General features: G+C 52.7%; 8 protein-coding genes. 2 read left to right on the top strand and 6 right to left on the bottom strand.

The window, feature by feature from the left end; translation table 11 throughout:
* Positions 1 to 55: 55 nt before the first annotated feature.
* The 5 genes from A7K91_RS07530 to A7K91_RS07510 all read right to left on the bottom strand — a co-directional run bounded on the left by A7K91_RS07530 (position 56) and on the right by A7K91_RS07510 (position 9,612).
* Entirely contained in the window at positions 56 to 367 is a 312-nt protein-coding gene (locus A7K91_RS07530) for a rhodanese-like domain-containing protein (protein ID WP_068681267.1), read from the bottom strand.
* A 165-nt stretch (positions 368 to 532) separates the two neighbouring features.
* A complete protein-coding gene (locus A7K91_RS07525; RefSeq protein ID WP_068681265.1) occupies positions 533 to 2,563 on the bottom strand; it encodes a hypothetical protein in 2,031 nt (676 codons plus the stop codon).
* Positions 2,556 to 4,769, bottom strand: coding sequence for a GH92 family glycosyl hydrolase (locus A7K91_RS07520; RefSeq protein ID WP_068681263.1), 2,214 nt, complete (start codon positions 4,767 to 4,769; stop codon positions 2,556 to 2,558). The genes A7K91_RS07525 and A7K91_RS07520 overlap by 8 nt, the downstream gene beginning before the upstream one ends.
* Entirely contained in the window at positions 4,769 to 6,937 is a 2,169-nt protein-coding gene (locus A7K91_RS07515; RefSeq protein WP_068681261.1) for a beta-galactosidase, read from the bottom strand. The genes A7K91_RS07520 and A7K91_RS07515 overlap by 1 nt, the downstream gene beginning before the upstream one ends.
* Before the next feature lie 32 nt (positions 6,938 to 6,969).
* A complete protein-coding gene (locus tag A7K91_RS07510; protein WP_068681259.1) occupies positions 6,970 to 9,612 on the bottom strand; it encodes a glycoside hydrolase family 2 protein in 2,643 nt (880 codons plus the stop codon).
* Between the two features lie 181 nt (positions 9,613 to 9,793).
* On the opposite strand from A7K91_RS07510, the gene A7K91_RS07505 reads away from it, so the two are divergent.
* Both A7K91_RS07505 and A7K91_RS07500 read left to right on the top strand, forming a co-directional pair.
* A complete protein-coding gene (locus A7K91_RS07505) occupies positions 9,794 to 11,044 on the top strand; it encodes a response regulator transcription factor (RefSeq protein ID WP_068681257.1) in 1,251 nt (416 codons plus the stop codon).
* Positions 11,031 to 12,809, top strand: coding sequence for a cache domain-containing sensor histidine kinase (locus A7K91_RS07500; RefSeq protein ID WP_068681256.1), 1,779 nt, complete (start codon positions 11,031 to 11,033; stop codon positions 12,807 to 12,809). Before A7K91_RS07505 ends, A7K91_RS07500 begins: the two co-directional genes overlap by 14 nt.
* Here A7K91_RS07500 and A7K91_RS07495 read toward each other — a convergent pair.
* Positions 12,797 to 13,777: a cache domain-containing protein gene (locus A7K91_RS07495; RefSeq protein WP_068681254.1), complete on the bottom strand. Its 981-nt coding sequence runs from the start codon at positions 13,775 to 13,777 to the stop codon at positions 12,797 to 12,799. The two genes, A7K91_RS07500 and A7K91_RS07495, sit on opposite strands and share 13 nt — an antisense overlap.
* Positions 13,778 to 13,781: the final 4 nt, after the last annotated feature.

The following is a 13,781-nucleotide window of genomic DNA, read 5'->3' as shown; positions in this document are numbered from 1 at the left end:
TGACAAGGCCTTTCGCCTATTTTGACGGACTGCCACCCATCAGCGCGGCTCTGCTTTAAGGTCCGGTAACAACTTCTCCCGGCCAAGCCAGCATGCCGCCAACCACATTAGCCACATCGAAACCCTGCAGCGTCAAAAATTCGCATACTCTGCCGCTTCTGGCGCCGCTGCGGCATATAAACACAACGTCTCCTTCGACATCATGCACTTCATGAGCGCGGGCTTGAAATTGGGACAGCGGTATACTGCGCGCCTCCTTGATATGCCCCTCCTCCCATTCATCGGGTTCACGAACATCAATCAGATTCAGCTTCCCGCCATTTGACAGCTGTTCAAAAAGCTCTTGAGACGTCATTTCGGCATGCATAGTAAAATCCTCCAATCTTCTTGGGATACCTTGCGCAAGACGCTTATGCAAGATTACTTTAAGTCATCCATCCGGCATCATCAGCGCCTCGCGCCCTAGACAGCATTGTAACCGCTGGAAGCCCGACTGTCCATTCCGCTGGCTAATTCCCCTATCGGCCGCATGCTATATTTCGCTCAAGCCCCAGCCGATAAAGTGCTGAAGCGTCATTTGCAGCCAGTCGGGCTGAAGAGGATTCGGCTGCTCCTTCATTATTTTCAAAGTCGGATCGGGATGGTCGGGCTGAGGAGTATACGGCAAATCAACTGTCCATTCATCATCGCCCGGCAGCCTATAATACAGACGGTAACGGTACAATTCCCCTCTCAGCTCATCCAATTTCCGATAGATGGCGGCATATGAGAAATCGGAACGCATTCCCGAAATTTGCTGCAGTCTTCCTTCCATTAAGACAAGCCGCTCCTTGTCATCGTCCTGCTGCGCTGCCTCCAGCACCAGGCGATATTCCATTCCTGGAACTCCATAGAGGATGTAATCATTAGCCAACCCTCGAATAACAACCTTCGGCGCCTCCAGAAATACAGGCTGACGCTTTACCTCGAGCTGCTCGGCACGGCTCCAGTCTGCCGGATCGGACGAGGCTCTTACATAATGGAAATTTCCATTCATCATCAACGGCTCGTCTTTCAAAATGCTTTCCAGACATCGCTTGGCGCTCTCAAAAGGCGGGACACAGTTATTGTGGCCGAACCGGTAGCCGATTTCATGCCGGACCCTGATGCCGAGCGAACGAGCCCGATCCACCCAGCGGTAAGTAAGCCAGCTCGCCGTAAAGGGATCATGCGTGCCATGATTCTGAAGAACCTCTGTTCCATTGGCGGCAATCCGCCGCATAACTGCCTCTGATGAAGGCGAGCGCAAAGCATCAATCTCCGCAAGGTCGCTAGTACCCAATACCGTTTCCAGAAACAGCTCCATGCCGGACTGCCCCTGTTCGTTGCGCCAGGTCTTCCTCCATGCGTCCTTATACCCCGTATCCTCGCACAACGCCTGATCCAGAATGCTATGACTGGAATTCAACATGGTTAGCAGCGGAGTGCCCAATAGAAAAGGCACATTATGACAGACGGCATAGCGAATCCGGTAGCAATCCTGATTGGGGTTGGCTGCCGCGAGCAAGCTTGCAAAGCCGCCCCTGGAGCCGCCCGCAGCCACAATACCGTCCTCACGGACGCCATAGACGCTTTTTGCTTTCATGAACAAATCGTCCAGATTGGCATAAATGGACTGTTGCAGCGTCCTGGACCCGATGGAGCCGCCCCCGTTCCAGATGATGCCGACAACACCAGTGTCTTGCTCGTTAAACAACTGCCCGAGAACTTTGAGCATCTCTGGACCAACGGTGGAAAACACATTTTCATTCTGATCATAAAAGCCGCTGAACAAGGCAGGATAGCTCTCCGCGGCACGCCTCCAGAACGGGGGCAGCACAAAGGTTGCCAGACTGCGGTGCTTGCTCCTGCCAATGATGACATTATGAACCAGTTGAAAGGCGGGCACATTCTCCAGCTCGGCAGGCAGTGTATCACTGCGGCGAATAAGAACGGGAAATCCGCAATGCTGCAAAGCTTCTGCGGACAGCTGGAGCGCTGCGGCTTCACTTACTCCGTAAAGGCTGTAGGTCTCACCGATATAGCGCTCATAAGCCGGAGTTTGCACTGCCGGATCCTCGTTATCCCATAGCGCATATTCCTCGCTATTAAAATAAAAGGGATGGCTGTCGTCGGTATTGCGAAAATGCCCTTGTACGGTCCGCTGCCCTTCGCTGGCATTCCAATGAATACGGCCAAGCTCGCCGGCGGCGCCAGGCTGCACCCCGCCTCTCCCACCGTTCAAGTCGGATGACCAATTCGTAGTCACCGGATAGGCGTTAACCATCGTTTCAGCAATAATTGTACAAGGCCCTCGACCAAAGGAACGGAATGACACCTCGCCTTGCTCATAATCAACGGTTACCTCATCGGTGTAACGGATTCGTCCGGCATCGCTCCAAGCCGCATATATACGATGTCCTTTTTCCTTGAGCGCCAGCAGCAGCCGCCGATTGACATTCAGACATTCTATCGCGTTCTCCCCTGTATGGTTGATAGTAACGCTGATTGGAACATAGCTGTCAGGCACGAATTCATCACTCACGCGTATCCACCTCACTTGATAACGAATAGGGCAAATGCTCCGCTGCTGCCCCTTTTTGCTCCGGAAACTCAGAGCGCTCGTATTCGATTTTCGCTCCGCACAGCAGCTTTTCATGAGTAATGTACAACGCCGGATAAGGCTGACCGTTAAGGCTCACGCTGCCCAGGTATGGCTCCTTTACAGAACTGCCTGGCGCAACAAGTTCGACCGCTTCGCCGTTCTCCAGCTTAATTGTTGCACTTCGGACCTGCGGAGCGATTAGCAGATATTGCGGGATGCCTGGGGTAAAAGGATATAAACCCAGCATGCTCCAAATGTACCAGGCGCTCATGCTGCCATTGTCCTCATCGCCCGGGAATCGCTCTGCCGAAAACAGCTCCCATGTTGCACGGTTGATCCAAAGCTGTGTCTTGCTCCGCTCCCCTAGAGCCGCATAGATATAAGGCAGGTGGAAGCTGGGCTGATTGCTTATAGCAAATTGTCCAAAATCGACTGCCGCCATTTCGGACATCTCATGAATCTCCGATCCGTAGGCCCCTACCTTAAATTGCGGCGGCATCGAAAATAGATGGTCGAGCTTGGCGAATATCTTTTCGCGTCCTCCCATAAGCTGTGCCAGTCCGGCTATATCATGCGGAACAGCCCAGCTGCATTGCCAGGGACCGCCCTCGCAATAGGCTCCTCCCCAAGCGAGCTCGTCGAAAGCCGGCTGAAATTCGCCTTGGGCATTGCGCGGTCTCATAAATCCGCTCTCGGAATCAAACAGGAGGGCATAGTTGCCCGCCCGCTCAATAAACCGCTCATAGTCTTCTTGCTTGTTAAGCGCTTGCGCCAGCTGCGCGATGCAGAAGTCGCCATAATAATAATCCAGCGAATTGCTGACGCTTTCATGGTGGCGCTCATAAGGAAGATAACCAAACGCCGCATAATCAGCCAGCCCCGGACGGCCGTATCTCCCGTCCTCCGCATGCTCCATAGCATGCTTGCGCAGGCTCTGGTAAGCGGCTTCAATATCAAAACCGCGAATCCCCTTCATCCAGGCATCCGCTATTGCCGCATCGATAAGCGTGCCCGGCATCGCGCTCCGCTCAGCCGGAGATATCCATTTCGGCATCCAGCCGCTTTCCTTGCCAATATTCACCCAAGCCTGCGACATCTCGGCTAGCTTTTCGGGGAACAGCAAGCTATAAAGGGGAAGCGAGGTGCGATAGATGTCCCAGAAGCCAACATCGGCATACATCGGCCCTTCGTGCACGCGGCCATCATAGGGGCTGTAGTGGATAAGCCCCCCGTCTTCTCCGTGTTCATGCATAGTTCGGGGAAACAGGCATAGCCGGTACATGCAGCTGTAAAAGGTAATCTTCTCCTCTGTAGAGGCTTCAATCCCGATTCTTCCCAGCACATCCTCCCATTCGGCAGCAGCCTCCGCCTGCAAGCTGTTCAAGCTGTGTCCCCCCAGCTCGCGCTTCATATTTAATAGCGCCTGCTCGGCGCTTATTAACGATGTAGAGACTCGAACCGTCACCTCTCCGCTTTCGGGCGGCGTTACACCGACATAAGCTCCCACCCCGTCTCCCGAGGCGGTCAGCTGCTGGCGTGTTTCACCGTCCGGCAAGAACACTCCGCATTGCTCCGTGTTTATCTCGCAATCCAGCATAATGACATAGTGCATTGCGAACGAAGGATGCACCTCGCCATAGTGGGATGAAGTGCTGCCCGTTATGCAGCGGCCATGGGGATCAATGGCAATGCTAGAAGCGCCCTGAAGCGGCGCGATGAGCCATCTCGCGCCTTCGACGCGCCGAAAGGAAGCCCGCAGAATGGCACTGTGCATCGCTGGCGCTAGCTCCAGCTTCGTCTGATAACGCGGCAGCTCCAGCTGGAAACGATGCGGATGCAGCTCCAGCTCCTCTGGACGATACGAGGCAGAACGCGCTTCGGCTGTTACTGCCAGCTCGCCAGTTTGCGGCATTAAAATCAGAGGGGCGTAGTCACGAATCCACGGACTTGGCTGATGCGTCATTCGGACGCCCTGAAAACGCCGATGCCGGGGATGAAAAAACCAGCCGCCGCCAGACTCGTCCGATTGCGGGCTCCAGGCGGCATGGCCCCAAGGCCTAGCAATGAGCGGTAATGTATTTCCCTCGGAGAAGTGGTACCCGGAGGCTGTGCCCTGCAGCGGTTGAACGTAGTGCAAATAGCCCATCAGCTGATCACCTCTGTAAACTCATATACCTGAATATCTCCCGCAGGCAACTCGACCTCAACGCGTGAAGGATTGTGTGCATGGATGGCAAGCATGGGCTCCCCCTCTGGCAGCCACGCCTTTACGCAGGCTACCGCCGTCGGCAAACCGATAACGGCGGCAGCCGGCTTCTCGCCCCAGTTGTGAACAAACAAAAAGCATGTTTTTACATTGCCTGAATTATGCGCCAGCCAGTCCGCACGAATCGTCCCGGGCGTTACCGTCACGGCCGGGGGAAGACCCAGATGCCCCTCCAGCAGCTGTCGAAACAGCTCTCTCGCATGTTCTCCGCCTTCTCGCCAATAAGCTGCCGCAAGCAATGTTCCGATCCATACCGCCTTGCCCTTGCCGTAAGGAGACATCGTAATTGCCGGGCTCCCGTCCTCATCGAAACGGGCAATTACCCGGGTTTGCCCGGCAAGCTCAATTTCGCTTTTATAATAGCTGCCCGACGCTTTCAGCTCCAGCTTGCTGCCGGTTAGCGAATCCATTGACAATGGAATGGTTTGGCTGGATTTCAAGGTCACCTGATGGTAGCTGTGGTCCAAATTCTCCAGGGAGTGCAGCCAGCTCTCCTTGACGCCGAACACACGGTCAAAGCCATAGCCGGGCACCTGGTAGCTGTGGTATCCGTCCTCTGCCGTCAACGCGCCGAAGGAGCATTCCGATATCAGCACACCGCCTTCCAAAATCCATTGCTCCAGCATGCTGCACATTCCTTCATTCAGATACATGGGGGACGGCATAATAAGCAGATCGTAATTCGACAGCATGTCGCGGGTCATATCCTGGTCGGCGATAAACTCCACCTTGTAGTTAAGATCATGCAGCAGCTTATGCATGCCCTGTACAGAATCATGGTAGGCATCCAGATGCGCATATACAGCAAAGCTGGCGATCTGATTGGTAGAGCTGTACCAGATGGCAATTCGATCCGACGGCCTCCCCGAAGTAACCAGTTGCTCGCTGCGGGTCTGAATGGTTTCGTTCAGAGCTGCCATATCCTCCAGCCACGGCGTCACGCTGCCGTCGAGGTAAGTGCTCCCCCAGGCCGGGGCTTCATGCCCCAATATTTCGGGCCGGTATTGCCAGAACAGAAATCCGGTTATCCCTCTTGCCAAAGGGATCAGGATATGACGCTTGAGCTCCTTTAGCTCCAGCTTTTTCGGCTTAAGCGCCATATGTCCCGGCAGCGCATGAATTTCGGAATTTATGATCGGCTTGCCCTTTGCCGCCGAGATCAGCAAATCCGCAGACCAGGCGGATGAGCCAAGACTATTGCCAAACATATCGCATGGCTCCGCCAGCTTGAAATCGTCCGAACCGGCCGTGATCAAATTAAAAATCGGCGCGGGAACCGTATGCACCATCACGCGATGGCGGGTATCGTACCGCTTGACTAGCGCAACTCTTCGCTTGAGATCGTCCGTAAGCGCATCCGACATAAACAGCCGCCAATCCACCATATCGTTAAAAATCGCTTGTCCCCGAGGCGCTTCGATTTGCGACCATTGCCGGTAGCTGCGCTGCCAGCGGACATTAAGATTTTCCAGCGTATTGTATTTCTCCTCCAGCCAGACATGAAAGGCTTGTATGGAATGATTGCAATAACAGACCTGATTTTCAAAATGGAGCTCCCGCTTTATGCCTGTAGTCAGCTCCGGCTCATTCCACAGATCCCACACCCAAAGAGCAGGATGATCCTTAAACTCCCGTACAACGGCCTGAAGAAATACATCCTTGGCCTGCTGTGCCGGAAGATGATGGTAGCATGGCCCAGGAGCTCCGCCTATTTGCCTGTAGCTGAGAGCCTGCGGCGCAATAGTCCTGCCATCCGCCGTCACCATTCTGGAATCGGGATAGGCCTGATCGAACCAGGCCGGGGCCACATCAAAGATGACATTCAGAATAACCCGGAGGCCGCAATCATGCGCAAGATCCATTAGTTCCCGGATATCCTCGAAGCTGTGCACGCCCTCCTCGGGCGAACTGCTGCGCCATTGCACCCAATATTTCACGCAATTAAAGCCCATCTTGGCGATTTGCCTTAAATCCTTCTCCCACTGGTCTCGGCATGGCGTCGGAGAACGATAATATTGAAAGCCAAACGGGATAAACTCTTGTTGCATCACGGCAAGCACCTTCCTTTGGTCATTATTTATTAGTGATCGTACCGGTCCACCGCCAGGATGTTATGCCCATTAAAGCTGCGAATGCGCAATTGCGGCGGCTGATTCCCAGTTTCGCAGGCCTCCTGCCTCAGCAAGCCTCCGGCCGCTTTGCGCGCGCAGCGTGCAGCGACCATCCGGCTTTCACCAGGCAGCAGTGTAAAGTACAGCTCATCGCAATCAAGATCGTATTGATCGGTAGCCTCCTCTGCAAATACATGGAGTGCGGCTACTGCCCCGAGATTGCGTACCAACAGGCGGCACTCCATTAGCTCCGTCAGCTCCTCATAGCCTGTGACGCGCCACCCTTCGATAAAGCTGATATCAAGCCGGGGAGGCTCGAGAGACAGCGATGATCGGTAGAGGTGCTCATCTGCTGCGGCAGAGAAGAAATAAGGATAACAAACAACGCTTTCTCCATCCCTGCTATAGGAAATCCTGACCAGCAGGAGCTCATGCGCTTCATCCGGCGCCGTCCAGGTCAAGCTGCCAACAAACACAGCCTGATCCCGCGCGCTGACCGCGTGATAACGGCTGACGGCAATGACAAGGCCTCTTGCATCGACCACTTCCACATTCATGTCCAGAGGAATTCCCGCTACGTGACTATGCAGCCAGATTCCGTGCTTCACTTCCTCGCCCCGCTTCACCTGCAGCGAATGGTAATCCAGCGAGACATGCAGAGGAGCAAAGGCCTGCTTCGTCCAATAATAGCTCATTTTTGTTTCGCCATAATAATCCAGCAGATTGGTACACGACACATTGGGCCATGGCTCGCTCATCTGCCAGATGATGCTGCCGCTGTTACGGAATTTGCGTCTGCGATTAGCCTCTAGCACAAAGCGCAATCCTTCTGCCTGCACCCATTGACTGGCCGCTGCAAAACGCTCCAGCTCTTCAAGCTTCCCGAACAAGCGCTGATCCCGCTCCAGTGTGTCCCACCATTCGCCGTGATGCCGCCATACAAGATTTTCTTTCATTGAAACCGGCGTTAGATGCGGCTCGCTCAAAAACTTCCGAAGACTTTTGACCCCGCTCACTCCATCCACGCCAAATTCGCTATGGAACAGATTGTCATTTTCGCCATAGAAAATGTAATGCTTCGGATTATCGAGATATTTCCAATGTCCGTGAACATCATGCCCCTGCCCCTTTTCCTCCGTTATATATTGCACCGGCCCTGACGCCGAGGTAGGCAGGCAGAGCCGCTGCGGATCATGCCGCTTAGTCAGCTCACGCAGCATGGCCAGATTAGGGTCCTGAAACGTTGAAGGCTTGTTTGGCGCGCTCATCAATTCATTACCGCCGCTCCAAACCGTCAGCGAGACATAATTGCGGCGGCTTTTCAGCGCCGCCTTCGCCGATTCCCGCAGCAAGGAAAGAAATTCCGGCTTTTGGGAAGGTAAATTATCGACGCCCGAGCTGGATTGGATAAATTCCTGCCAAACGAGGATACCTTGACGGTCGCACTGCTCATACAGCCGCTCCTTTTCAATAAGTCCCCCGCCCCATATCCGCACCAGATTCATATTGGCGCGCTTCATCATATAAATCATCCGGTCATATTGGCTATCCAGCACGGTGCCATAAAGATGATCAAGCGGCGCCAGGTTGGCTCCCCTAATATAAATGCGGCGATTATTGATTTGAATTGTATATGGCAATGCATCCGCGGGACTGTCATCGTTCGCCGCAAAGGCCAGCTTGCGAATGCCGCTCATAAAGCTTCGCGCCTCCAGAATCTCCCCTTCGCCTGAGCACAGTTCAAGCTTGATGCTATACAGCGGCTGCTCCCCGTAGCCGTTGGGATACCAGAGCTGAGCTCCCTGCACTCTGAATTCCAGATAAACCCTCTCTCCGCAGCTGGCGCGAAGACGCTCCGTATACAGGAGCTGCCCGGACGGATTGAAGCAATGCGCCGAAATGATAACGCTGTCAAACGCACCTTCAATAGTCGCCGCAATCGTTGCCTCAACCGTAATGATGCCAGTATGCCGTCCCTCCTCAATAAGGTCTGCCTCCTCCACATCGGCTGCGATTCTTATATCGTCCAGCTTGATGTGCTGACGGATACGAAGCAGAACGTCGTCCCATATGCCGATATTGACCAAGCGAGTTGAAAAATCCCATTTATAATTAAATCTGCTTTTTTGTGTAAAGGTTTCTGAGGTTTTTCCGATTTGTCCCATCTCATCAGGGGCGTGAAGAAGCAAGACGGCCAGCTCCATAGGCTCTTCCCTCATCCGGTCCGTCACGTCAAACACGGCCTCCGTAAACATCCCCTTATGCTCGCCCACTCGCTGACCGTCCAGATAAACAATCGCTTCATAGTCCAGCCCCTTAAAGACGAGCTCCACCTTACTGCCTGTATTGTTTACCGGCTTGATTATGGTCCGATACATCCACCATCGGTTTTCAACCCACTCGCACTGCAAGCTGTTCAAATCCTTGTAAGGATGAGGAATAAGCCCTGCGCGATATAAATCCTCATGTACGCCGCCCGGCACTGTAGCTGGCAGCCATTCACAGATTCCAAGCAGTTCCTGGCCCAGCTCCATGCTAACTGTTTTGATTGGTACCCATGGCCAAAATCCCTTTACTTGCCAGGGTGAGTCACATAATGTAATTTCCTTCATCTCCCACAATCCCTCCCCTGTTCTATCGTTTAAAATTGATCTTAGCATACGCTCATTCACCTCCATATGGCGCGATCCTGCGAAATGGTAGGAGATACGAGCAACTACGCGCAAGAAGCTGACTCCGGGGACCGTTTATCTTATAATAGAGTCATTCAACAGGAGGAAGGTGGTCGTCATATTGAAAGCGCTTATTGTTGACGACGAGTACCTGGTCAGAGCCGGGTTGAGTCAAACCGTCGATTGGGAGGATTATGGCATCCAGATTATCGGCGAGGCCTGCAATGGCAAGGAAGGGCTGGAGATGGCGCTGCAATTGAAGCCCGAAATTATAGTGACAGATATTCGTATGCCTCATATGAATGGACTTGAATTGCTTCAGGCCATCCGCGAGCATCAGCTGGATTGTGTAAAAGTCGTGCTTAGCGGCTATGACGAGTTCCAATATGTACAAGAGGCTCTGCGGCTCGGAGCCTCACACTACTTGCTAAAGCCGGTCAATATAGACGAGCTGCTGGAGACGCTCCAGCGTGCAGGACAAGACTTTGAAAGGCTGCGGGAGGAGAAGCTTGCGTACAATCGGCTTAGGGAGGAAACGCCTGCTTTGTCGTCGCACTTTTGGCTGAAGCTGCTGTTTGGCGAAGGTTTGGGAGCAAACGACATTTCAGCCAAGCTCGCTCTGCTTAACATTAATATTGCGTCGGAAACAAAGCTGATTATTGGCGTCATTTCAACGGGATCTTCAGCATCGCTTCCCGAGGCCGCCGCAGCCAGTCTGCCTCCGGCGACGAATATCGAGCGTTGTCTGGATAACGCCCTGCAGTCTTGTTCCTACGATTATGTAAAAATCGTCCGCAGCTCTCCTTCGGAGTGGACTGTCATTGCCGCGGATAGCCGACCTAGCGTTGATGCCGTTGCCATCTTTCATGAAACTGGCGGTTCCATTGTCCAGGTTTTGCAGGAGCAGCTGCAATTAACGGTTGCCATCGGCTATGCCACAGCCGCTTCCATCTACGACAATCTCCATGCCGTTTTCCTCACAGCGCGAGAGGCGGCATCGGCAGCCCCGCTGCGGCAGCAGCGGGTCCAATATGGCGAGGGCAATTCGCTCCCCGGTATACGCAAGGAGGTGCAGCGGGCACTGGATTATATCCGTGTCTCCTATGCACGCAATATTACAATTGACATGGTCGCTGAATCCGTGCATATCAGCCCAACGCATTTGATGCATCTATTCCGCAAGGAGTTGAACAAAACCTTTTATGAATGCTTGACCGAGTTTCGTATACAAGAAGCAAAGCGGCTGCTGCGCTATTCCAGCTATCGGGTTTATGAGGTAGGGAGCCAGGTCGGATTTGGCGACGCCAAATACTTCAGCCAGATTTTCAAAAAAATGACCGGCCTTTCACCAAGCGATTATGCAAAAAACTGAATCCAGCCGGAGCGCCTTCCTTACCTCCCTGCTTCGCATGTTCAAGGTAAGGGGAAGAATCGTCTTTATTGTTGTGGCTGGGCTATCGCTTCATCTGGTTCTGATGCTTAGCGTATTCAATATCTATGGCTCGAATTATCTCAAAAACCGTCTTTACGATCATGCTGGAAATCTCCAGAAGGAGATCGGCACAAGCATCGAATTGACTGTCGATGATATCCAGATGGTTGGCCTCCGCTTTTTGCTGAACAGCTCTATCTACCGGGCTATCAGTGACGACAGCTTGAGTGAAAACGCGAAACAGACAGAACTGCAGCGGCTAATTGCCGATACCATCTCCAGCGCGGAGATGATTGGCGATGTCGTTATTATAACGGATCAAAATAAACGTTACCGGTTTCGGGAAGACAGCCTGATTTTTGAGGATCCCGATGACCTGTTGATTTCCCGGGTGAAAAAATCGCAAATTCCCGTTACCGGACATATGAAGCGTGACGAAAACGGCGACGCCTACGTCGTTTTTGGCCAGCAATATCGCAACTTCAACACCGGACAGAATATAGGCGTCCTGCTGCTCTATGTGAAGGAAAGCTATCTATTCAAGCTGTACGAGGCCTCCTTCCACGGCCTGGGCTATTCCTATATCGCGACAGACGCCAACGAAATCATCTCTCATCCCGATAAAGCGCTCCTGGGCAATGTGCTTTCGGAGCATGACGCCTTTCAGCCGCTTCAATCGGAAGGCTACATGGATATGACCTACCGCGACGAGAAATATGTACTAAGCGTTCACCCGCTGGATGCCCGGCTGAAAGGCTTTGGCGTCAACTGGCGAATTGTATCGGTCATATCCTATCCCAAGCTGTTTGAAGCCATCAGCCAGGGCAATACTAATGCGTTAATCTTCACTGCGGCGACTTTTATCGGGTTACTGGCACTTTCGTTCTATATCGCTGGTCGGATAACGCGCCCCATCGCCAAGCTGACCTCGAAAATCCGCAGCTTTGGCCGCGACGGTTTGGAGCCGCCGCCTGACGCCAACCCGGCGCGCGATGAAATCAGCGAGCTGGAGCAGAGCTATTACTCCATGATTGAACGCATTAATCATCTGATTGAAGAAAACAGCGAGGAAAAAGAAAAGCAGCGCGTCATGGAGCTGACGGCCTTACAATCACAAATTAACCCCCATTTTCTCTATAATACGCTGGATGCCATCAAATGGACGGCCCGTTTGAAGAAGCAGCCGGAAATCGAGCAGATGATCAGCGCATTATCTACCTTTTTCCGGATCAGTCTGCACAAGGGAGACAAGCACATTCCGATAGCCGACGAAATTAAGCTGGTGCAAAGCTTCGTAACGGTAGAGCAGTTCCGCTTCCCGGACAAGTTTGAAGTCACTTACGATATTCCGGAGCATCTGCGCAATTTGCGTATTCTGAAGCTGATCCTGCAGCCGCTTGTTGAAAATGCAATCAAGCATGGCCTTAGCGAAAAGGAAGGAAAAGGCTTGATAGAGGTAAGCTGCTGGGAGGAAGACCATTATTTGTATTTACAGGTCAAGGACGATGGCGTGGGGTTTGCTCAAAAGGAGGATTTGCATACGATTAACAAAAATCCGTTTTTCCAAAGCGGATACGGTCTGCGAAATGTGGATGAACGCATTAAGCTGGAGTATGGTCAAGACTCCAGCTTGAGAATAAGCAGTGTGCCCGGGGAGGGCACAACCGCTTTAATAACGATTAATTTGACCCGTTATTTGTTGTAATGACGACGCATATTCCTGTAAAGCTCCCGCAGCGGATCAAAAATGCTTGCCGACAATCGGCGAATAAGTATAAAGGAAATAATAACGATTGCAACTGTACCCGCAACGACAATGCTCCATAATCCCGCCAGCTCAGAGAATACAGGAGCGTTGGGGATATTCAGAAGCACGTAATCGCCGGATCGGAGCATGCGGTACACATATATTGTTCCGTTATCAAGCTCGAGTGTCTGGACATCTGCCTGCGGCGGCATATTGGAGAGTCGGAATTTCAAATCCTCAGGCAGCTCGTGGAGCCGACCGCTCGTATCGACCACAGTCCGATCATGGGTATACAGAACAGCCTGAGAACCGGGATAAGACTTTGGATCGGGAAAGGCATAAAAGCCGATCATCTTGCGCAAATCTACATCCATAACCAGCAGCCCGTCTCCGGTGCTGTCCGGTAACGTCAGCTTTTCCAGATAAAGAAGGCGGTAACGCGGATCCGTCTGACGATACACCAGAGATTCATGATCCATAATCAACCATTGGGAGGACAATTCCGATTCGAGAAAATCCCGATATTCCGGAATTGTCCTCACCTCATTGTACGAGCGAATGCCGGAAACGCGACTAGAGGCATACATGCTATCTTCGCTTCCGTACAGCACAAGATCAAGAATATAGAGATTGGACGCCCCCAAGCCATCCAGCAGCGGCGTAATTGTCTTGTCGTAAGGCCCTCCGGCTATAGCATGCTGCACGTTTCTATCGCTTGCAACAATGCCGGCCATCTCCTCCATCCACTTCATAAACAACTGTGCATTCTGATGCTGTTGTCCTGTATATTGCAGTGCAAGTGTATGCTGCATGTCCAGACTCTGGCTTTTGATCGTCCTCAGCACGAACGCGCTCGACACTATCACATACAGGACAATGACGACCTGCAAAATGATCTGCATCCGCTTGTCCAGGGAACTGAACATGAGC

Origin of the sequence: Paenibacillus oryzae (assembly GCF_001675045.1) — a bacterium.
GTDB classification, from domain to species: Bacteria; Bacillota; Bacilli; order Paenibacillales; family Paenibacillaceae; genus Pristimantibacillus; species Pristimantibacillus oryzae.
Note: the sequence above shows the minus strand (reverse complement) of the source record. Positions and strands in the feature narration are given on the sequence as shown.

Excerpts from the sequence above, each read along its gene's own strand:
- A7K91_RS07515 (WP_068681261.1), bottom strand. The coding sequence starts at position 6,937 with ATGCAACAAGAGTTTATCCCGTTTGGCTTTCAATATTATCGTTCTCCG.
- A7K91_RS07495 (WP_068681254.1), bottom strand. The coding sequence starts at position 13,777 with ATGTTCAGTTCCCTGGACAAGCGGATGCAGATCATTTTGCAGGTCGTC.
- A7K91_RS07530 (WP_068681267.1), bottom strand. The coding sequence starts at position 367 with ATGCATGCCGAAATGACGTCTCAAGAGCTTTTTGAACAGCTGTCAAAT.
- A7K91_RS07510 (WP_068681259.1), bottom strand. The coding sequence starts at position 9,612 with ATGAAGGAAATTACATTATGTGACTCACCCTGGCAAGTAAAGGGATTT.
- A7K91_RS07520 (WP_068681263.1), bottom strand. The coding sequence starts at position 4,769 with ATGGGCTATTTGCACTACGTTCAACCGCTGCAGGGCACAGCCTCCGGG.
- A7K91_RS07500 (WP_068681256.1), top strand. The coding sequence starts at position 11,031 with ATGCAAAAAACTGAATCCAGCCGGAGCGCCTTCCTTACCTCCCTGCTT.